A 19,737-nucleotide genomic window follows, 5' to 3' on the forward strand; every position below is an offset into this window, starting at 1 on the left:
TTGCCACGCGCTGCGGACCAGCACGCACGGTAAAAATCACTATGACCGGAGAAAATACAAGTTTCTACCCGAAAAACACGTCTTGCCTGCAAGCCGTTGTCAGCTGCGCCACAGATTTGGCGAAAGCAGCGCAATGAAGGCCAGTGTCTCCAGCCGCCCCAGCACCATCGCGATGCACAGGATCAGTTTTGCCGGTGTTGTCAGCAGGCTCAGCACAATCGGTTCGCTGGCGGCACTTTCTGTCAGCGGGCCAGTGGTCGAAAGCGAGGCAATCGCCAGCACGATCGACTGCTCGAAATCGTTGCCGACCGCGGCCAGTGCGGTGCTGATCAGGGCCAGGGACAAGGCAAACAGCATAAAGAACACCCAAGCCACAAAGGCACCATTCTTCTGCAGCCGCTTGGTGCGGTCGCCTTCCCCACTGACGGAACTGGGATGCACCAGCCGCTCCATCTCGCGCAATCCGTTGAGATAGAGTGCATAGACGCGCAGCAGCTTGACCCCGCCCGCCGTGGTGGCGACACCGCCGCCGAACACTGCCAGCCCCAGCAGGATCATGCCGGGAGTTTCCAGCCCCGACCAGGTCCGCGCGGCTTCCCAGTGCGCGCTTTCGAACCCGGTGGTCGACAGGAACGACATCACCGTGAACAGCGTCCCCCACAGCGCGTACAGCGCTTGCGGCAGGTCTTCGCCGGCATCCACTTCATAGGCCGCCACCCAATGGCGCAGGAACAACAGCAGCGGCACGCCGAATACGATCAGAAGCCCGGTGCGGAATTCCGGGTCCTTGTCCAGACGCCCCTGGCCGGCCGTCACCGTGTCGCTGGAAAAAGTCAGCCGGGACAGGGCAAAGAACATGAACAGAAACATTACCATCTCGCCGGCAATGCCGCTGTGGGCGTTCTCCACCCCGCCGGTTGCGGAAATGCCCGAGGTTGCCATCACCGACATGGCGTGGCTCAACCCGGCAAGCGCCTCCTCGCCGGTGATGATCAGCAGCATCCACAGCACCAATGTCAGCCCCGCATAAACCGGTGCCAGCGTGCTGGTGACCTGCACCAGCTGACGCCGCGGATCGGCCTTCTCCATATGCAGCGGTGACGCAGTGCCGCCGCCGGGCTCGCCCTTGGTCGTGACCTCAAACCCGCCGAGCGACATCGGCGCCAGCACCGCCGAGGCTGCAATCCACATCAGAAGCCCGCCCAGCCAGCCCACGATCGCCCGCCACAGATGCACACTGGGCGGCAGCCGCGCGGGGTCGGCCCAGATATCGGCGCCAGTGGTGGTGATCGCGCTGACCATGTCGAAGTAGGCGTTCAAATAATGGGCACTGACCAGCGCATCCTGCACCGGCACCGCAAGGAACAGAGGCAGCACGGCAAAGGTTGCCAGCAGCGATAGCAGCTGCCCGGGCATGCTGTAGCGCGGCACCCGGTTGCCCATCGACAGGGCAATCAGCACCACCAGGATTATCCCGGCAAGCCCGGCATAGAAAAAACTGCGCGAGGTCTGGTGATCATCGAGCACCAGCGCATGCACGGCGGGCAGCCACATCGCCAGCGAAGCGGTGCCCCAGATCAGCAGGAACAGCGGCAGGCGCAGCACGCCGATGGGAGCTTGGACCGGGCGGCGCATCCTAGAAGTAGTCGATCGACACCTGCAGCAGGCGTTCGACCTCCGGCACGTCATCCGCCATAGCAAAGAGCGCGATCACGTCGCCCTCCTCGATCCGCATCTCACCGGAGGGGCGCAGCATCTCGCCGTTCTTCAGCACCCCGCCAACCAGAACGCCTTCGGGGAAGTCGGTGTCCCGGATCATCTGCCCGGTAATCGGCGAGGTCGACAGCACTTCGGCCTCGATCATCTCAGCCTCGGCATCGCCCAGCGAGTAGACTTGCCGCACCCGGCCATAGCGGATGTGGCGCAGGATCGAGCTCACAGTGGTGGAGCGCGGGTTGATATAGGCGTCGATCCCAAGGTGCGGCAGCAGCGGCACCAGGGTCGGGTCGTTGATCAGCGCAATCGCTAGCGGACAGCCCTCGGCCTTGGCGCGCACGGCGGCCAGCATGTTGGTCTTGTCGTCATCCGTGACCGCCAGCATCGCATCCGCCTTGTCGATGCCCGCCTCGATCATCAGCGCCCGGTCCAGCCCGTCGCCGTTCAGAACGATGGTGCGCTCAAGTTCCTCCGCCGCGCGTTCCGCGGACCTGCGGTCGCGTTCGATCACCTTGGCGCGGATCCGCGCGGTGCTGCTCTCCAGCGCCTTCGCGACCTCCAGCCCGACATTGCCGCCGCCAACCACGACCACACGGTCCTGGCGTTTTTCCTGTTTGCCGAACACCTCGATCGTGCGGGGCACGTCGTCCACGTGGCAGAACACATAGCAGCTGTCGCCCACGAACAGCTGATCGCCCGGCTCCGGCGCGAACAGGGTGCCGTCGCGGCGCACCCCCACCACAATCGCCCGCAGCGTCGAAAACAGGTCTGTCAGCTGCCGCAGCGGCGTGTTCACCACCGGGCAATCGGCGTCGATCTGAATGCCCAGAAGCTGCGCCATTCCGCCCATGAAGGTCTCGGTGTCAAAAGCCGCCGGCGCCGACAGCCGCTGCATCGCCGCCGCTGCCACCTCGCGTTCCGGGCTGATCACCACGTCAATCGGCAGATGCTCACGCTGATACAGGTCGGAATAGATCGCGGTCAGATAGCTCTTGGCCCGCAGACGCGCGATCTTACGCTGAACCTTGAACACCGAATGCGCCACCTGGCAGGTCACCATGTTGACCTCATCCGAATGGGTCGCGGCAATGATCATGTCAGCATCCCGCGCTCCGGCCCGCTCCAGCACGTCCGGGTAGGAGGCAAAGCCGTGTATCCCCTGCACGTCCAGCGTATCGGTGGCCCGCCGCACCAGCTCTGCGTTGTTGTCGACAACCGTCACATCATTGTGCTCGCCGGACAGGTGCCGGGCGATCTGCCAGCCGACCTGGCCAGCGCCGCAGATAATGACCTTCATACGCGTATCCCTTGGCGGAAATTCGGGCGGAGTTTCGCCCGAAGTGAATGACAGAAGCCGCTTTGCCGGTCAATTTAATTGTAACTTCCTCTGATTGCAGCCATTATTTCCCTATGAGAGGCGATCTCAAGATCCTGGCGGGCCTTGCCCTGCTGCTGAGCACGGCAGCCTGCGGGCCGGTGCCGGTCTACTACAAGCAAGGCGCGGAGGTGTCCCGTCTGCAAACCGACGAGCTCGTCTGCCAGACCCAGGCTTTGAAGGACGCACCGGTCGCCAACGAAATCCGCCAGCGTCCGCCCGTCTTCTACCCCGGCCGCAAAGTCTGCCATGGCGGCAATTGCTATTACTACCCCGGTTATTGGGCCGAAGGCGGGATCTACACTGTGGATGTGAACAAGCCGCTGCGCCAGCGGCTGGAAAGATCCTGCATGGCCGCCAAAGGCTATCAGCAGATCGCCCTGAAACGCTGCACACAGCGCAATGCGGCGGCAGTCCCGGGGCCGCGGCTGGCACCATTGAGCGAAGCCGCATGCGCGCAACGCAACCGCGATGGCAGTGTGGTGATCCGGCCCTACGGCTGAGCCCGGTTCTTCGGCTTAGGCTCTGGCCGGAGGCGGCCGGCGGGTTAACTTTGATTTGCACCGCCATATCAAGTAGGCTGATTACCGGATTGTTTGTTGACCAGTATTTCCAAAGAGAAAGGTACCCCATGCGGATACATTTCCTGTTTGCCGCGCTGCCCTTGGCCGCTGTCACAGCAGCCTGCGAGCCGACAGCACCCATTGCCCCGCCTCCAACCTCTGCAACCGCTCCTGCACCGGCGCCCGCGACGTACAGCGCGCCTACGACATACCGCGCGCCCGCACCTGTACCGGCACCCGCTCCGGCACAAGCGCCCGCCCCGGCACCTGAACCGGTCGGACCGCCCGGCGGCGGCGGTGCTGGAGCCGGAGGCGGCGGCGGCTCTGGCGGCGGAGGCGGCGGCTCTGGCGGCGGCGGGGGCTGGGGCTAACCCGGAACACCGCCATGACAGCCTTGACTATCAGACCACTTACCCCGGCAGCCGCGGTTTTGGCTTGCGCGGCGCTGCTGCGCGCCGTGCCGGCACTGGCAGCCTATGAAACCAGCGAGCGGGCTTCTGCGCCCGAAACTGCCATCGTGATCGGCATTCAGGACTACGACCACGTCACTGACCTGACCAACACCCGCAACGACGCCAAGGCGATGGCAGAAATGCTCAGGTCCTTTGGCTATACCGTCTTTGAGGGCTACGATCTGGACAAGCGCGGGTTTGAGGCGCTGCTGCGCCAGGCCGCCCTCAACATCCGCGACGGCAGCCAGGTGTTCTTCTACTACGCGGGCCACGGCATCCAGCTGGGACGGCGCAATTACCTGCTGACCAGCGATGCGGAACTGTCGGGCATTCACGACCTGCCCTTCCAGTCGGTCACCCTGGACCGGGTGTCGGCCATTCTCGGCGGCAAGGCAGGCAGCCAGATCCTGATGCTGGATTCCTGCCGCGACAACCCGGTGCCCGAAGTCAAACTGAACGCCGAGGTCGGCGCTCAGCTTTATGAGGCGCGCGAAGGATTTGACGTGTTCCGCCCGCCGCTGAACACGCTGGTCGCCTTCTCCACCTCCCCCGGCGCCACCGCACTGGATGGCGAGCCGGGCGGCAACAGTCCCTACACGGCTTCGGTCGTGCGCCACTTCCCCGACCGCCCGGAGGAAGACGCGATGACGGTGCTCGCCGCGATCCGCGGCGATGTTTACAGCGCGACCGGCAACACTCAGGTGCCCTGGGAAAGCTCGACGCTGATGCAGAAGATCTACCTGCGCCCGGCGGAACGGTCGTTGAACGTCGCCAGGGCGGAGCCTGAAGCGACACCGGCCAGCCTTGACCAGCTTCCAGATCAGCTTTCGGTGAAAATCCCGCTGGGCCGCTCGCTGGAACTCGCGCCGGAGATCAGCCCCTATGTCCGCTCAGGCACCACGGTGACGATCGTGGAATCCCCCTCCTCCGGCGTTACCTCACTGCAATCTGGCGACGGAAGCGCGCTCAGCCTCAGCTATGCGCCCAAATTGGAGGAACTGAACGCGCGGCAGGACGGCGGGCAGGTACGCAAGGACCGGATGGTTCTTCGGCTGGCCCAGGCTGACACGGTCCGCGACGTGACTGTGAACCTGGAGATGATTGCCCGCCAATGCGACCTGGAAGCTGGGGATCTGCTGGATTTGCAAGGGGTTGGCCTGTACCGCTACCCGAATGAGATTGATCTGAAAGCGGCAGAGGCCGCCTGCCGCGAGGCGCTGCAGGCCGCACCGGAACTCGGCCGCCTGCATTACCAGCTGGGCCGTGCGCTGCAGGGCCAGGGCCGCTTGATCGAAGCCTATGAAGCCTTTGAAAAGGCAGCAGAACTGAACCATGTCCGCGCCTACAACGCGGTGGCTTATTTGCATGTCACCCCGAATGTCGACCGCGAAACCGTACCGATACCCTATAACCCGGACAAGGCCTTTGCCCTGTGGGACAAGGGGATCGAGGCCGGCGACCCGTTCTCGATGCACGCCCGTGGCAAGCGGCTTTTGCGGAAAAGCAGCACGCCCGAGGAAAAGCAGCGCGGCTTCGATCTTCTCAGCCGCGCGGTGGAGCTGGGCCATACCTTTTCGATGAATGAGCTGGGCGTGTTCTTCCTGTGGAGCGGAGATGAGCTGGCGCAGCCGGAACGCGGGCTGTCCTATCTGGAGGCCTCCGCGGGGCGCGGCGATATCTATGGCACCGCCAACCTCGGCTATGTCTACCGCGACGGCGGCGCGGGCAAGCCGGTCGACAAGGAGAAAGCCCGGGCCCTGTTTGCCGAAGCCGCGCAACTTGGCCACCCGCACGCCCCGGCAGAGATCGGACGGATGATCATGGGCGGCGACCTGCCCGGACGGGACGCGGCGGAGGCGCTGGAATGGTATGACATGGGCTTGTCCCGCGGCGATGCCTGGGGCGGCGCCAATGGCGCCTGGGTTGCCCTGAACCGGCTGTCCGACCGGGTTCCCGCCCACGCTGCCGCCGCACGGGCAGGCAAAGCAATGGCTCTGAACGACCCGGACGCCCGTGCCGCCGCGCGAGAGCTGCTATCCGGCATGCCTCAGCGCGACGTGGACGCGGGCACCCAGTATATCCTGCGCCAGCTGGGTTCTGGCATCACGGTCGACGGGCAGTTTGGCCCGGCGTCCCGCAAGCAGCTTGAAGACAAAGCGCGGGCCGCAGGTTTGCCCGCCATCGTTCCCGAGGATCCGATCAGCCGGCTGCAACTGGCCGCGCAGATCCATTTCGCGATGAACCCGATCCGCCAGGACTTGTTCTGACCCCGCCTGCGCCCGGTATTCCCGGGCGCAACGGCCGCCAGATCAGGCCTGCTCCTCTTCGGTTTCCACATGCGCCACCCGGGCGCCTGCCTTGTTGGATGTCACCACCCCCAGCGACTTCAGCTTACGGTGCAGCGCCGAGCGCTCCATCCCGACAAACGACGCGGTGCGGCTGATATTGCCGCCAAAGCGGTTGATCTGGGTCAGCAGGTATTCCCGCTCGAACGCCTCCCGCGCCTCGCGCAGCGGCAGGGTTGCCAGCGCGCCGGACAGCACCACCCGGCCTTCCTCCTCGGTCTTTTCCTCCTCGCGCGGCAGATCCTTGGCCTCGATCGGGCCGCTGCCGTCGCCCAGGATCAGCACCCGCTCCACCAGGTTCTTAAGCTGGCGCACATTGCCCGGCCACGGCATCGTCTGCATCAGCGCCACCGCCTCCTCGGTCAGCTCCCGAAGCGGCAGGCCCTGGGCCTCATTGAACTGGGAGATAAAATAATTGGCCAGCAGCGGAATATCCTCGCGCCGGTCCGCCAGCGACGGCACCGCAACCGGAACCACGTTCAGACGGTGATACAGCTCCTGCCGGAAGGTGCCGCCCTCGATCTCGGCATCCAGATCCTTGTTGGTGGAGGACACAACCCGCAGGTCAACGCGGATCTTGTCCGATCCGCCCACCCGCTGGAACTGCTGGTCCACCAGCACCCGCAGGATCTTGGACTGGGTGCCCAGCGGCATATCCGCCACTTCGTCAAAGAACACCACGCCGCCATGCGCCTGTTCCAGCAGGCCCGGCTCGACCCCGCGTTCAGATGACTCGCGGCCGAACAGCACGTCTTCCATCCGGTCCGGCTCAATGCTGGCGCAGTTCACGGTGATGAACGGCGCCGACGCACGGTTGGAGTTTGCGTGGATATAACGCGCCGCAATCTCCTTGCCGCTGCCGGCAGGGCCGGTCAGCATCACACGGCCGTTGGACTTGGTCACCTTGTCCAGCTGGCCGATCAGGGTGCGGAAGGACGCGGAGGTGCCGATCATATCCGCCGGGCCGGTCTCCTTGCGCTTGAGGTCGGAGTTTTCCCGGCGCAGGCGCGAGGTTTCCATCGCGCGGCGGATCACCACCATCAGCTGGTCGATGTTAAAAGGCTTCTCGATAAAGTCATAGGCACCCTGCTTGATCGCGGCGACGGCGATTTCGATGTTGCCGTGGCCGGAGATGATCACCACCGGGATGTCCGGCGTGTCGCGTTTAACCGTCTTCAGGATGTCGATGCCATCCATCTGGCTGTCCTTCAGCCAGATATCCAGGATCATCAGCGCAGGCTTGGCTTCCTCCAGCCGGGCCATGCACTCGTCCGAGCTGCCGGCCTTGCGGGTGGCATAGCCCTCGTCCTCCAGAATGTCCGAGATCAGCTCACGGATATCCCGCTCATCATCTACAATCAGAATGTCACTCATGTCAGACCTGCTTTCACTGTGCTCTTGTTAGGTGCCGCCACTCTTTTGGCTGCGGCAGGCAGGCGGATCACCGCCATTGCGCCATTATGCGCGTGTCCCTCGAACACCGGGGCATCTTCCAGCGTCAGCGTGCCCCCGTGCTCTTCGATGATTTTCTTGACGATCGGCAGCCCCAGCCCGGTGCCCGCGTCCCGCGTGGTCACATAGGGTTCAAACAGCCGCGCCCTGTCTTCGGGCAGACCGATGCCATTGTCGGCTATGCGGACTTCATAGAAGCTGCCCGCCTTCTGGGCTGTCACCCGGATTTCCGGCACCAGGCCGTCCGGCGCCCCCTTGTTCTGCAGGCTTTCGATGGCTTCGCCTGCGTTCTTGATCAGATTGGTCAGCGCCTGGCCAATCATCGTTGCATCCAGATCCGACGGCATCTGCTCCTCTGGCAGCTCCGCCGCAATGCGGACGCCCGGCTGCCCCTGCTGCTGCAGGATCACCGCGTCCCGAACCAGTTTGACCAGATCCTCCTCGCGCCGCTCCGGTTCAGGCATGCGGGCGAATTTCGAGAATTCATCGACGATCCGGCGCAGATCATTGGTCTGGCGCACGATGACATCGGTCATAGACTGCAGTTTATCGCTGTTCTCCTCACCCAGCTTGGGCGCAAACTTGCGCTTGATCCGCTCCGCGCTCAGCTGGATCGGGGTCAGCGGGTTCTTGATCTCATGCGCAATACGGCGGGCCACATCGCCCCAGGCCGCCATCCGCTGCGCGCTGACCAGATCGGTCACATCATCAAAGGCCACCACATAACCTTCCAGACCGCCCTCACCAGAGCGGCGCGGCGACATCCTGACCAGCAGGTTTTCCAGCCGTCCCTGGCGGGTCACCTTGATTTCTTCCTGCACCACCTCGGCACCTGTGTCGATCAGCTCAGAAAACAGCGGTCCGAACTCCGGAACCGACACGGCCAGCGCCAGCGACTGCTGGTCCTCCTGCCAGTCCAGCAGCCGCTCCGCAGAGCGGTTCACAAATGTCACCCGTCCGTCCTCGTCCAGGCCAACAACACCCGAGGTCACCGACGACAGTACCGAGTCAAACAGGCGGCGGCGGCGTTCGATCTGCCGGGTGTTGTCCAGCAGGCGGCTGTGCTGCGCCTTCAGCTCGCGGGTCATCTGGTTGAAATACTGGCCCAGCTGCGAAATCTCGTCGCCGCCGTCATCGACCGGCACCTGCACGTCCAGATTGCCGGCGCCCACCCGCTGCGCCGCAACTGTCAGCCGCCCGACAGGGCGCGAAAGCCGTTCGGCAAACCACATGCCCAGCCACATCGCCGCCAGGATCAGGATCACCGCAAACCCGATATACAGAAGCGCAAATTCAAACAGAACCCGGCCCCGCTCGCTTTCCAGCTGCTGATACAGATGTGCGGTTTCCTGGGTGTCGTCCAGCAGGTTCAGCAGCTCTCCGTCCACATCACGGCTGATGTACAGGAACCTGTCTACAAAGGCATTCAGCTGCACCAGGGCGCGAAACTCGCTGTTGTCCCAATCCTCGATCAGCAGCATGCCGTCCTGGCGGGCCGCCTCCAGCTGGCGGCTGTTGGGCTGCTCGAAATCGAATTCATATGATCGCTCGCCGCGCGCCCGGATCTGCCCGCCGCTGTCGACGATATAGGCCTCGCGCAGGCCGCGCTGGATTTGCAGCTGGCCCTGCGCCAGAACCTGCCGCAGCTCGGCGTCGTTGATAAAGAAACTGCGCGCGCGGCTGTTATCCAGATAGCGCCCCAGGGCCTGGGCATCTTCGGTCAGATCGCCCTTCTGCTGCGCCTGGTAGGCTTCGGCGGCGGCCAGCGAGCTGCCGATCACCTGACGCACGCGCTGCGAGAACCAACCCTCAAGACCGACATTCACGGTCAGAACCGCAAAGACGGCAACAATGACAGTCGGGATCAGCGCCAGAAAGCCAAAGGCGCCGATCAGACGAAGATGCAGGCGGGAGCCGGCCGATTTCGACCGGCGCGCTGCAAACAGGCGCACGATCTGCGCCATCACCAGCGCCGCAATTGTCAGGATATAGACCAGGTCGGCGAGCAGGATCAGCCGCAGCGACCGCGAGGACGCCCCCTGCCCCAGCGGGCCGATAATCAGGAAAGTCGCCAAGGCAAGAACCGGTCCCAGCAAGACCAGGCCGATGGTGCCGATATTTCGGGCGCGGCGGGTCTTCCGCCACCGGTCAAAGGCCGCAAATGGCCCGTATGCCGCCCTCAGATGTGACTTATACGCCACCCACTGCCCTCATCCTGATGTGCGACTCTTTGCGAGTCACCGCCATATCTCGTGGCCCTGCCTAGGAAATTCACGGCAAAGCCACATTTCTGTGGCGATATTACATCAGTTTGCGGCGGCGTGTCACCTCAATATCCAGATCAGTGATCTTCTTACGCAAGGTATTGCGGTTGATGCCGAGCAATTCGGCGCATTTCGCCTGATTGCCGCCGGTCGCCGCCAGCGCGATTTCGATCAACGGCGTCTCCACCTCGCGCAGAAGCCGCATGTACAGGCCGGGCGGCGGCAGCATGTCGCCATGCAGGTCGAAATAGCGCTGCAAATGACGTCCGACGGATTCCGACAGTTTCTCATTGGAAAACCCGGCGGCCGCAGGCTCCGGCCCGGTCTGCGGCCCCAAGACCGCGGCCGCATCGGCCTGGGTGATCTCCTCGCCGCGGGCGGTCAGCGCCAGGCGGCGCACCGCGTTTTCCAGCTGGCGCACATTTCCCGGCCAGGCGAAATGGCGCAGCACCTCGCGCGCGCCTTCGCTCAGCATCCGGTGCGGCGCGCCCTCGTTTTCGGCCCGGATCAGGAAATGCTCCGACAACAGCGGAATATCCTCCACCCTCTCACGCAAGGCGGGGACATGCAGTGCGGTGCCGCAGATCCGGTAATACAGATCCTGGCGCAGCTCACCCGCTTCCATGGCTGCCTCCAGATCCTTCTGGCTGGAGGCGATGAAACGCGGCGCATGGTCGCCAGGGCTGTCCATCATCCGCACCAGCCGCGCCTGCGCCTCTTCCGGCAGGTCGGCAAGCTCATCAACCACCAGCGTGCCGCCCTTGGCCTGGGCCAGCAGGCGCGCCGGGCCTTCCAGCTCAATCAGTGTGGCGGCATCCGCATGCACAAACGGCAGGGTCCGGCGGTCGGAGAAGTCGTGAATAGCTTGCGCAATCAGGGACTTGCCGGTTCCGCTTTCACCAGTGATCAAAAGCGGCAGATCGGTGTTCATCACCCGTGCAATCAGCCGGTACAGTGTTTGCATCACCTCGCTGCGGCCAATCAGCGGCAGCTCTTCCGGACGCTCCTGCGTCTCGCCTTTCACCGCCGCCGGCGCCACCCGCTTGGCCGACAGCGCTTTGGCGGTGCGCTTCATCAGCTCCGGCAGGTCAAAGGGTTTGGGCAGGTAATCATAGGCATCCGCCTCTTCCGCCTTGATCGCCGTCATGATGGTGTTCTGCGCCGAGATCACAATCACCGGCAGGCCGGGGCGGTCGGACTGGATCTTGGGCAGCATCTCCAGCCCGTTCCCGTCCGGCATCATCACATCCGAGATCACGACGTCGCCCTTGCCCTCGCCCACCCAGCGCATCAGAGTGGTCAGCGAGGAGGTCGCATGCACCTTGCAGCCTGCACGGGTCAGCGCCTGGGTCAGAACGGTGCGGATGGTGCGGTCGTCGTCAGCGACCAGAACGGTGCCGTCCATGAATCAGCTCTCCTGAGGTTTTGCGTCACGCGGCACGCGCGACAGCGACAGCCGGAACACCGTGCGCCCGGGAACCGAGCTTACCGAGATCCAGCCATTATGCTCCGAGACGATCTTGCTCACCAAAGCAAGGCCCAGCCCGGTGCCATTCTCCCGGCCCGACACAAACGGGTCGAAAATGTCATCCCTGATATTGTCCGGCAGCCCCGGCCCGTCGTCGATGATCTCGATTTGCAAGGGCAGCAGCTTGCCGGTTCCGTCACTGCGGCGCAGCCGGAAGGAATGTTCGTAAAAGGTGCGGATATGGATATGCCCGCCTTTGGGATCCGCCGCTTCCGAGGCGTTCTTCAGCAGATTGAGCACCACCTGCAGCAGCTGGTCCGCATCTCCCCAGGCCAACGGCAGCGACGGGTCATAACCTTCGGTGATGGTCATATGGGCGCCGAACCCCAGCAGGGCGGAACGGCGCGCGCGGTCCAGCACGTCATGCAAGTTCACTGGCTTGAATTCCGGCTCGGTCAGGTTGCCGAACTGCTCTACCTGCTCCAAAAGTTTCACGATGCGGCGGCTCTCGCTGACGATCAGATCCGTCAGCTCCAGGTCCTCAGCCCCCAGATTCATACTCAGAAGCTGCGCCGCACCGGTGATGCCTGCCAGCGGATTCTTGATCTCATGCGCCAGCATCTCCGCCATGCCGATGGCCGAGGCCGCGGCGGATTTGGCCGAATGGGTCTGGGTCATCCGCCCGGCCAGCTCCCGCGGGGTGACCATCAGCAGCATTACCCCATCCTGCCCCTGCAGCGATGCGATCTGCACCCCGCATTGCAGCGGCGCCCGGCTGCCGGAGCCGACGTCGATGTCATTCACAAACAGCGGCGTGCCCTGCACCCGGGCGCGGGCAAAGGCCTCCTCGATCGGCGCGTCGATCGCCAGCGTGTCCCAGACCGGCTGCCCCAGCAGCGCCTTGCGGGAGGTATTGAGGAACCCTTCTCCGGCCGCATTCACGTCCGCGATATTGTCCCAAGCGTCGATCAGAAACGCAGGCACCGGCAGGGAGGCCCAGAGGGCGGCACTGTCCATCATGCGGCGGCCTCCGCATCTTGCGCGCTCAGCGCCTCCGGCAGCAGGGCCAGCACTTCTTGCGGGTTTTTCTCTGTAAGAACAGCACGGCGCCTTGCCGGGCCGGTCCCGGCCACATCCATGTACCAGCCCAGATGCTTGCGCGCGACGCGCACGCCCAGATCATGCCCATAAAAGGCGAGCATTGCCTTGTAATGCTCTGAAACCATTTCGATAAACGCATCGCCCTCCGGCACGTCCGGTGCCGGGGTGCCCCAGATGTGATGCGCCACCTCTGCCAGCAGCCACGGCTTGCCTTCGGCCCCGCGCCCGATCATCACGCCGTCCGCACCAGACAGCTCCAGCGCCTGCCTGGCAGAGGCGGTGTCTACGATATCGCCATTGGCCAGCAACGGCACATTCACCGCGTCCTTAACCGCCCGGATCGCCGCCCAGTCGGCGGAGCCTTTATAGAACTGGCAGCGGGTGCGGCCGTGGATTGTCACCATCTGCACCCCGGCTTCCGCCGCGCGGCGCGCCACATCCGGTGCGTTCAGGCAGTTGCCGTCCCAGCCCAACCGCGTCTTCAGCGTGACGGGCACATCCACCGCGCCGACAACCGCCTCGATCAGCTTCAGCGCATGGTCCGGCGTTTTCAGCAGGGCTGAACCGGAATAGCCGTTTGTCACCTTCTTGGCCGGGCACCCCATGTTGATGTCGATGATCCGCGCACCCTGCCCTGCAACCTGCTTGGCGGCTTCGGCAATCCAGTATTCCTCACGCCCGGCCAGCTGGACCGCGGTGTTTTCCACATCGGCGCTCAGCTCGGCCCGCTCGCGCACGCCGGGCTTGGCCTGCACCATCTCCTGGCTGGCCACCATCTCGCTCACCATCAGCCCCACCCCGAAGGAGCGGACCAGATCCCGGAACGGACGGTCGGTGATTCCGGCCATCGGCGCCAATGCAATCGGCGGAGACATGGAGGTGGTTCCAAGCGTGAAGGACAACTGCCTAATCCTTGTGCAACTGAAGCGTATTTAGCCCAAGTCCCTGCTATGCAGCAATGAAACCGCCCTCTGCAAGGCACCGTCAACCACATTTTGCCTATTTTTTAGGCACATTCCGCCAGGTGATTGCCTATCCCTGCGCCACCTCATAAACAAAGGCTGGATTTGCAACGAGGCCTTCATGACCACAGCCGCCCTGATCGTCGCCGCCGGACGCGGCACCCGCGCAGGCGGCGGAAGGCCCAAACAATGGCGCCCGCTCAAGGGCCGCCGGGTGATCGACTGGACGCTGGACGCCTTTGATAAGGCAGGCGTCGACCTCACGGTTCTTGTTCTCTCGGCGGATGACCACCAGGCCTGGGCGGAGTTCTCCGGCAAGCCCGGCCTGATCCTGACCGAGGGCGGCAGCGAACGCGCGGCCTCGGTCCTGAACGGGCTGAAGGCGCTGGAACAGCACGGCGTGACCAAGGTGCTTATCCATGACGCCGCCCGCCCCTGTGTCAGCACCGCTCTGATTCACCGCATTATCAATGCGCTGGACGACGGACCTGCAGCGGCTCCCGCGCTTGCCGTCACCGATGCGCTGTGGACCGGCGCCGCGGGAAGTGTGACCGGCACCCAGGACCGCAATGGCCTGTTCGCCGCCCAAACGCCGCAGGGCTTCCGCTATCTGGACATTCTGGCCGCACATCTTGCCCACCCGGGCGGGGCCGCCGATGATGTCGAGGTTGCCCGCACTGCAGGGCTTGACGTCCGCATCATTCCGGGCGAGCCCGACAACATCAAAATCACGCGCCCCGAGGATTTTGCCCGGGCGGAACGCATTCTGGGAGCAGACATGGATATCAGGCTTGGCAATGGCTACGACGTGCACCGCTTCGGCCCCGGCGACAGTGTGATCCTCTGCGGTGTCGAAATCCCGCATGAAAAGACCCTGCAAGGCCACTCCGACGCAGATGTGGGCATGCACGCAGTGACCGACGCCATTTACGGCGCGCTGGCGCAGGGCGACATCGGCCAGCACTTCCCGCCCTCTGACCCGCAGTGGAAGGGCGCCGCCAGCGAGATCTTCCTGCGCCATGCCGCCAATTTGGCCCGCGAGATGGGCTTTACCCTCTCCAATGTCGACTGCACCCTGGTCTGCGAATACCCCAAGGTCGGCCCGCACGCGGCCAAGATGCGCGAAGTCATGGCCGACTTCCTTGGCATCAGCGCGGACCGTGTTTCGATCAAGGCCACCACCTCCGAACGCCTCGGCTTCACCGGCCGCGGTGAAGGCATCGCTGCGATTGCAACCGCAGCCCTGGTGAAGGCATGAAGACATCGCGCCTGGCCTACCTGATCGGCACCGTTGGCGGCATCGGCTACCTGCGCCCGGCACCCGGCACCTGGGGGTCGCTTGCGGCACTTCCAATGGCCTATGCGCTGCACCAGCTGGGCGGGTTTCTCCTTCTGGCGCTGGCGACTGTGGTCTGCATGATCGTGGGCGTCTGGGCAGCAGAGGCGATGACCCGCAACCGCGAGAACATGGACCCGTCGGAATTCGTCCTGGACGAGGTCGCAGGCCAGTTCACCGCGCTCTGGGCCGTCTCCTATCCGGCCTGGGCGCATGATATCGAGATCACTGCCCTGTGGCCGGGCTGGATTGCCGCCTTTGTGCTGTTCCGCCTGTTCGACGTCTGGAAGCCCGGCCCGGTCGGCTGGGCCGACCGGCAGAAGGGGGCAACCGGCGTGATGATGGACGACGTGATCGCCGGCATCATGGCCGCCATCGGCGTTGTTGCGCTGGCCTTCCTGTCCCACGGTGTTCTAGGGATGTAGTCATGGACACCGCCGAGCTCATCCGCCGCGCCACCGCCGCAGGCATCACCATCGCCACCGCCGAGAGTTGCACCGGCGGCATGATCGCTGCGGCGCTGACCGATATTCCCGGCTCCTCCGCCGTGGTGGACCGGGGCTTTGTCACCTATTCCAATGACGCCAAAATGCAGATGCTGGGGGTCAAGGCGGAAACGCTCGACGCCGTAGGCGCAGTCAGCGAAGAGGTCGCCGCAGAAATGGCCGCAGGCGCACTGGCGAACGCAGGCGTGACCTTGGCAGTTTCAGTCACCGGCATCGCCGGTCCCGGCGGGTCGGAGTTCAAGCCCGAGGGCCGCGTCTGCTTTGGCCTCGCCCGCAGCGGCCAGCAGACCGTCACCGAAACGGTGGAATACGGCGCCATCGGCCGGGACAAGGTCCGCGCCGCCTCCCGCGACCGCGCGCTGGAGATGCTCTCACAGGACATTTCCCAAATTGAACGCGAAACGGGCAGCTGACCCGCTGAAGCGCCCATTTTTTCGGCATTTGCAAAAAAGCCCCGATTTTGGGCGCTATCGAACCCGCTGCCGCTTTTTTCTGCGCCCGACCTGCGCTTTCTCCTGACCTCACCGGTTTTTGAGGGGAAGGAACAATCGGATGAACGGAGCGGATACCGCATGGATCATAGTGGCCACGGCCCTGGTCCTCTTCATGACACTGCCAGGCTTGGCCCTGTTCTACGGCGGGCTTGTGCGTGCCCGTAATGTGCTCAGCGTCTTCATGCATTGCTACGCCATTGCCTGTTTGATGAGCGTTCTGTGGCTGGCTTTCGGCTACACCATCGCCTTCGGAAGCGGCACCAGCGGCCTGTGGGGCGGGCTCGACAAGATGTTCCTGAACGGCGTCACTGCCGACAGCCTGTCGGGCACCCTGCCCGAGGTTCTGTTCTTTGCCTTCCAGATGACATTCGCCATCATCACGCCCGCGCTGATCGTCGGAGCCTATGTGGAGCGGGTGGGTTTTGGCTTCGTCCTGGTGTTCTCCGGGCTCTGGATGCTGCTGTGCTACGCGCCCGTGGTGCATTGGATTTGGGGCAGCGGCTTCCTGGCTGACGGCGGTATCTTCGGCGACACTGGGGTCAAAGACTTTGCCGGCGGCATCGTGGTGCATGAAACCGCGGGCCTGGCGGCGCTGATCATCGCCTTCTTCCTGGGACCGCGCAAAAACCGCACCATCCCGCCGCACAACCCCGGCTATGTGATGATCGGTGCCGCAATGCTGTGGGTCGGCTGGTTCGGCTTCAACGGCGGCTCGCAGCTGGCGGCTGACGGCGGCGCGGCGATGGCACTGACCGTGACCCATATCTCTGCCGCCACAGCCTCCCTCTCCTGGGCGCTGTGGGAAAAGATCAAGTATGGCAAGGCCTCCCTGGTAGGCCTGGTGACCGGCACCATTGCAGGCCTCGCCTCGATCACCCCGGCCTCCGGCTTTGTCGGCCCGGTGGAAGCGCTGATCATCGGTGCCGTTGCCGGCGTGCTGTGCCAGGAAATGGTCAACCTTATCCGCAACAAGATGCAGATCGACGACACCCTGGACGTCTTTGCGGTGCATGGCGTAGGCGGCATCTTCGGCACCATCATGATCGCCGTCTTCGGCGCTGGCGCCTGGGCCGCGCAGCTGGGTGCCCTGGTCATCGTAGGGATCTTCACCGTGGTGGTGACCATCGTGCTGGTGAAAGTCTCCGCCGCGATCACATCCCTGCGCGTGGATCTTGAAAGCGAGACCAATGGCCTCGACCTGTCCGTTCACGGCGAGCGCGCATACGACATGAACAGCTGATCCCGGCTTCGGCGAATGCCACCACTCACGGCAGACGGCGCAATTTTGGCGCCGGACGGGTCCCTTCAGGGACCCGTTTTTCGTTTCGGGCCAAAAGGTTCAGGACAGAGGCTCCAGCAGCCAGGCCTGCTCCAGCGCTTGGCACCGTTCGCCGATCCGGCCACCGGCGGCGCGCTCCTCTATCAGGGTGACTGAATGGCTGCCGCGATAGAGTTCTTCCACCGTTCTGCCAGGCACCGAAAACGGCGGCCCGTCCATCAGGGACTGGTCATAGTCGAAGCCGATCAGGAGCTGCCTGGCATTGGCTGTGATCCGGTTCAGATGTGCGGCGTATGCCTTTCGGTCTTCGGGCTTTACGGCAACAAGCGCAGCACGGTCATAGACCGCGTCCACCAGACCCGTATGTGCTGAATTCAGGGCAAAGAAGTCCCCCGTATAAAGCGTCAGCTCTCCCGCCTGGTACCGTGTGAGAGCACCTGTCTGCACCACCTCCGGCTCCAGGTCCTGGCGGGCAAACACTTCTTCCACCGCGCCCTGATTGAACTCGACGCCTGTAACACGCAGACCCTTGGAAACCAGCCAGTCCAGATCCAGCGCTTTCCCGCAGAGCGGCACAAAGACGGACCCCCCGGCCTCCAGCCCGAGCCGGGAGAAGTGTTTGGTCAGCAATGTGTTGGGCGCTGCTTCGTGAAAGCCGATACGGTTTTCGCGCCAGCGCGCCTGCCAGAAATCCCGCTCCATTTTGGGTGTTCCTTCCGCCAAAAACCAAACGCCCCGCGGGGGTACCAATTGAAGTCAGCTTTAGGTCAACAAGTTTCAGGACCGCTGGGCTTTACCGGTACAGATCCGCCGCGCGGCGTTCAAACGCGCGCACGATGCGCTGCATCGCCTCGTTGAACACCACGCCGATGATCCCCTGCAAAACCGCATTCTTGAACTCGAAATCGACAAAAAAGGACACGTCGCAGGTGCCGTCCTCGCGCGGCGCAAAGGACCAGTTCGACTTCATGTAGCGGAACGGGCCGTCCAGATACTCCGTGTCGATCTTTTTCTCGCCAGGGTAAAGAGTTACCCGGCTGCCGAAGCGCTCGCGGAAGACTTTGAACGAGATCACCAGATCCGCCTCCATCACCTCCGCCTCGCCCATCGGCGCACGGCTGCGAATGCGGGCGGCGGCGCACCAGGGCAGGAACTTGGGATATTGCGCGACATCGGCCACCAGATCGTACATCTGCTGCGCCGTGTAGGGCATCTGGCGGGTTTCCGAGTGTGTGGGCATCTGTCCGATGATTTTCTGCTACAATTACCGGGCGTCATGTCCTATGTACGCGCGGGAAATTCAAGGGGGCAGCCATGACACAGCGTCCATATGTCATTGATGTGATGATCTCGGCCAAGGCGATTGCAGCACGGATCGAGGAGCTTTGCGCGGAAATTCAGCGTGAATTCGAGGGCACCGACAAGCTGGTCGTGGTCGGCCTCTTGCGCGGCAGTTTCGTGTTCATCGCCGATCTGGTGCGCGAGCTGGATCTGCCGATCGAGGTCGATTTCCTGGAGGCGTCGTCCTATGGCGATGCAATGGAAAGCAGCCGGGAAGTGCGTATTCTCAAAGACTTGCGCGGCGCCATTGAAGGTCGCGACGTGCTGGTGGTGGAAGATATCGTCGACACTGGCCACACGCTGAACCACGTCACCCATCTGCTGCAAAGCCGCAATCCCGCGCGTCTGAAATCCATTGCGCTGCTGGACAAGCCGTCGCGGCGCGAGGTGGATTTCCGCTCCGATTGGGTGGGATTTGAGATCCCGGACGAATTTGTCGTGGGTTACGGAATCGATTACGCGCAGCGCAACCGGAACCTGCCGCACATCGGCAAGGTGCGGTTCACCGGCGAGGGCTGATCGAGCCCGAAACCGGGGGTGCCATGCGTGCACCTCCTGTACACCGCCAGTGCGCCCTGCCGCAGCCGGTTTGCAGAAATGCCACAGAAACCAAGAACCTGAACCCACGCGGAAACCGGCGCCAGTCCGCCGGTTTGGCCGCGCGGCCGGCACATTCCGGCGCAGCGGATTTGCCTTTTTTGTCCAGCACGCTCATCTGGTCTCCGAACGCAGAGATCACAGGAAATCCGCAGATGCACAAAAGTCTGATGCTGGCCGCAACCGCCGCCGCGGGCTTTGCCCTCGCCCCCGCAGCCTCCCATGCCGGGCCGCCGAAATGGACGCCGGGCCACAATAACAGCGCCGCCCACCATGCGCCTGGCCAGGTAAAGAAACGCCATTCCCACCACCGCTACATTCGCGGTGATGATTGGTCTTACGTGAAAGACTACCAGCGCTGGGGCCTGGAGCCGCCGCGCGACGGGCACCGCTATGTCCGCCAGGACAACCAGATCTTTGAGGTCGTCAAGGACACGCTTGCGATCATCGGCGCGGTGGCCGTCGTCGACGCGCTGACGAAGTGAC

The 19,737-nt window shown here is 63.8% G+C and carries 17 protein-coding genes; 8 read left to right on the forward strand and 9 right to left on the reverse strand.

All coding sequences use genetic code 11. The features are described 5' to 3' along the window. Positions 1 to 99: 99 nt before the first annotated feature. Both AC5STI_RS05300 and trkA read right to left on the reverse strand, forming a co-directional pair. Positions 100 to 1,635: a TrkH family potassium uptake protein gene (locus AC5STI_RS05300; RefSeq protein ID WP_495445897.1), complete on the reverse strand. Its 1,536-nt coding sequence runs from the start codon at positions 1,633 to 1,635 to the stop codon at positions 100 to 102. Position 1,636: 1 nt separating this feature from the next. Beyond that, entirely contained in the window at positions 1,637 to 3,013 is a 1,377-nt protein-coding gene (gene trkA / locus AC5STI_RS05305; protein WP_475052289.1) for a Trk system potassium transporter TrkA, read from the reverse strand. 113 nt (positions 3,014 to 3,126) lie between these two features. Here trkA and AC5STI_RS05310 point away from each other — a divergent pair, with 113 nt between their 5' ends. Both AC5STI_RS05310 and AC5STI_RS05315 read left to right on the forward strand, forming a co-directional pair. Next, a complete protein-coding gene (locus tag AC5STI_RS05310; protein WP_475052290.1) occupies positions 3,127 to 3,594 on the forward strand; it encodes a hypothetical protein in 468 nt (155 codons plus the stop codon). 445 nt (positions 3,595 to 4,039) lie between these two features. Then, complete coding sequence (locus tag AC5STI_RS05315) at positions 4,040 to 6,373, forward strand: caspase family protein (RefSeq protein WP_495445899.1); 2,334 nt, start codon at positions 4,040 to 4,042, stop codon at positions 6,371 to 6,373. A 42-nt stretch (positions 6,374 to 6,415) separates the two neighbouring features. Here AC5STI_RS05315 and ntrX read toward each other — a convergent pair whose 3' ends face one another. The 5 genes from ntrX to dusB all read right to left on the reverse strand — a co-directional run bounded on the left by ntrX (position 6,416) and on the right by dusB (position 13,638). Then, a complete protein-coding gene (ntrX, locus tag AC5STI_RS05320; protein WP_490400161.1) occupies positions 6,416 to 7,825 on the reverse strand; it encodes a nitrogen assimilation response regulator NtrX in 1,410 nt (469 codons plus the stop codon). Further along, positions 7,822 to 10,104, reverse strand: coding sequence for a sensor histidine kinase NtrY-like (locus AC5STI_RS05325; protein ID WP_495445902.1), 2,283 nt, complete (start codon positions 10,102 to 10,104; stop codon positions 7,822 to 7,824). Before AC5STI_RS05325 ends, ntrX begins: the two co-directional genes overlap by 4 nt. Positions 10,105 to 10,204: 100 nt before the next feature. Next, entirely contained in the window at positions 10,205 to 11,572 is a 1,368-nt protein-coding gene (locus AC5STI_RS05330; protein WP_495445904.1) for a response regulator, read from the reverse strand. A gap of 3 nt (positions 11,573 to 11,575) precedes the next feature. After that, positions 11,576 to 12,655, reverse strand: coding sequence for a two-component system sensor histidine kinase NtrB (locus tag AC5STI_RS05335; protein ID WP_490400164.1), 1,080 nt, complete (start codon positions 12,653 to 12,655; stop codon positions 11,576 to 11,578). After that, positions 12,652 to 13,638 (reverse strand): tRNA dihydrouridine synthase DusB, encoded by a 987-nt coding sequence (gene dusB, locus AC5STI_RS05340; protein ID WP_495445907.1) that lies wholly within the window; start codon positions 13,636 to 13,638, stop codon positions 12,652 to 12,654. Before dusB ends, AC5STI_RS05335 begins: the two co-directional genes overlap by 4 nt. Before the next feature lie 181 nt (positions 13,639 to 13,819). Between dusB and AC5STI_RS05345 the strand changes: the two genes are divergently transcribed. The 4 genes from AC5STI_RS05345 (at position 13,820) to AC5STI_RS05360 (ending at position 17,274) form a co-directional block, all read left to right on the forward strand. Then, positions 13,820 to 14,956, forward strand: coding sequence for a bifunctional 2-C-methyl-D-erythritol 4-phosphate cytidylyltransferase/2-C-methyl-D-erythritol 2,4-cyclodiphosphate synthase (locus AC5STI_RS05345; RefSeq protein ID WP_495445909.1), 1,137 nt, complete (start codon positions 13,820 to 13,822; stop codon positions 14,954 to 14,956). Next, entirely contained in the window at positions 14,953 to 15,459 is a 507-nt protein-coding gene (locus AC5STI_RS05350) for a phosphatidylglycerophosphatase A family protein (protein ID WP_495445911.1), read from the forward strand. Before AC5STI_RS05345 ends, AC5STI_RS05350 begins: the two co-directional genes overlap by 4 nt. Positions 15,460 to 15,461: 2 nt before the next feature. After that, on the forward strand, positions 15,462 to 15,953 hold the full coding sequence (locus AC5STI_RS05355; RefSeq protein WP_495445913.1) for a CinA family protein: 492 nt from the start codon (positions 15,462 to 15,464) through the stop codon (positions 15,951 to 15,953). Positions 15,954 to 16,092: 139 nt separating this feature from the next. Continuing rightward, the gene (locus AC5STI_RS05360) at positions 16,093 to 17,274 is read left to right on the forward strand and encodes an ammonium transporter (RefSeq protein ID WP_495445915.1); all 1,182 of its coding nucleotides are present in this window, start codon (positions 16,093 to 16,095) and stop codon (positions 17,272 to 17,274) included. A gap of 99 nt (positions 17,275 to 17,373) precedes the next feature. On the opposite strand, the gene tmpT is transcribed toward AC5STI_RS05360, so the two are convergent. Both tmpT and AC5STI_RS05370 read right to left on the reverse strand, forming a co-directional pair. Then, positions 17,374 to 18,015, reverse strand: coding sequence for a thiopurine S-methyltransferase (gene tmpT / locus AC5STI_RS05365; protein ID WP_495445917.1), 642 nt, complete (start codon positions 18,013 to 18,015; stop codon positions 17,374 to 17,376). A 91-nt stretch (positions 18,016 to 18,106) separates the two neighbouring features. Then, positions 18,107 to 18,553 (reverse strand): type II toxin-antitoxin system RatA family toxin, encoded by a 447-nt coding sequence (locus AC5STI_RS05370; protein WP_495445919.1) that lies wholly within the window; start codon positions 18,551 to 18,553, stop codon positions 18,107 to 18,109. Between the two features lie 74 nt (positions 18,554 to 18,627). On the opposite strand from AC5STI_RS05370, the gene hpt reads away from it, so the two are divergent. Together hpt and AC5STI_RS05380 are read left to right on the forward strand one after the other, a co-directional pair. Continuing rightward, on the forward strand, positions 18,628 to 19,173 hold the full coding sequence (hpt, locus tag AC5STI_RS05375; protein ID WP_495445921.1) for a hypoxanthine phosphoribosyltransferase: 546 nt from the start codon (positions 18,628 to 18,630) through the stop codon (positions 19,171 to 19,173). 233 nt (positions 19,174 to 19,406) lie between these two features. Then, positions 19,407 to 19,736, forward strand: a complete 330-nt coding sequence (locus tag AC5STI_RS05380; protein WP_495445923.1) for a hypothetical protein — start codon at positions 19,407 to 19,409, stop codon at positions 19,734 to 19,736. Position 19,737: the final 1 nt, after the last annotated feature.

This window comes from Leisingera sp. CC-HEC096 (assembly GCF_059429235.1).

Coding starts and splice junctions, on each gene's coding strand:
- AC5STI_RS05355 (WP_495445913.1), top strand. CDS start 15,462: ATGGACACCGCCGAGCTCATCCGCCGCGCCACCGCCGCAGGCATCACC.
- AC5STI_RS05300 (WP_495445897.1), bottom strand. CDS start 1,635: ATGCGCCGCCCGGTCCAAGCTCCCATCGGCGTGCTGCGCCTGCCGCTG.
- AC5STI_RS05360 (WP_495445915.1), top strand. CDS start 16,093: ATGAACGGAGCGGATACCGCATGGATCATAGTGGCCACGGCCCTGGTC.
- AC5STI_RS05345 (WP_495445909.1), top strand. CDS start 13,820: ATGACCACAGCCGCCCTGATCGTCGCCGCCGGACGCGGCACCCGCGCA.
- AC5STI_RS05310 (WP_475052290.1), top strand. CDS start 3,127: ATGAGAGGCGATCTCAAGATCCTGGCGGGCCTTGCCCTGCTGCTGAGC.
- AC5STI_RS05335 (WP_490400164.1), bottom strand. CDS start 12,655: ATGATGGACAGTGCCGCCCTCTGGGCCTCCCTGCCGGTGCCTGCGTTT.
- AC5STI_RS05370 (WP_495445919.1), bottom strand. CDS start 18,553: ATGCCCACACACTCGGAAACCCGCCAGATGCCCTACACGGCGCAGCAG.
- AC5STI_RS05350 (WP_495445911.1), top strand. CDS start 14,953: ATGAAGACATCGCGCCTGGCCTACCTGATCGGCACCGTTGGCGGCATC.
- AC5STI_RS05315 (WP_495445899.1), top strand. CDS start 4,040: ATGACAGCCTTGACTATCAGACCACTTACCCCGGCAGCCGCGGTTTTG.
- ntrX (WP_490400161.1), bottom strand. CDS start 7,825: ATGAGTGACATTCTGATTGTAGATGATGAGCGGGATATCCGTGAGCTG.
- AC5STI_RS05330 (WP_495445904.1), bottom strand. CDS start 11,572: ATGGACGGCACCGTTCTGGTCGCTGACGACGACCGCACCATCCGCACC.
- trkA (WP_475052289.1), bottom strand. CDS start 3,013: ATGAAGGTCATTATCTGCGGCGCTGGCCAGGTCGGCTGGCAGATCGCC.
- hpt (WP_495445921.1), top strand. CDS start 18,628: ATGACACAGCGTCCATATGTCATTGATGTGATGATCTCGGCCAAGGCG.
- tmpT (WP_495445917.1), bottom strand. CDS start 18,015: ATGGAGCGGGATTTCTGGCAGGCGCGCTGGCGCGAAAACCGTATCGGC.
- AC5STI_RS05380 (WP_495445923.1), top strand. CDS start 19,407: ATGCACAAAAGTCTGATGCTGGCCGCAACCGCCGCCGCGGGCTTTGCC.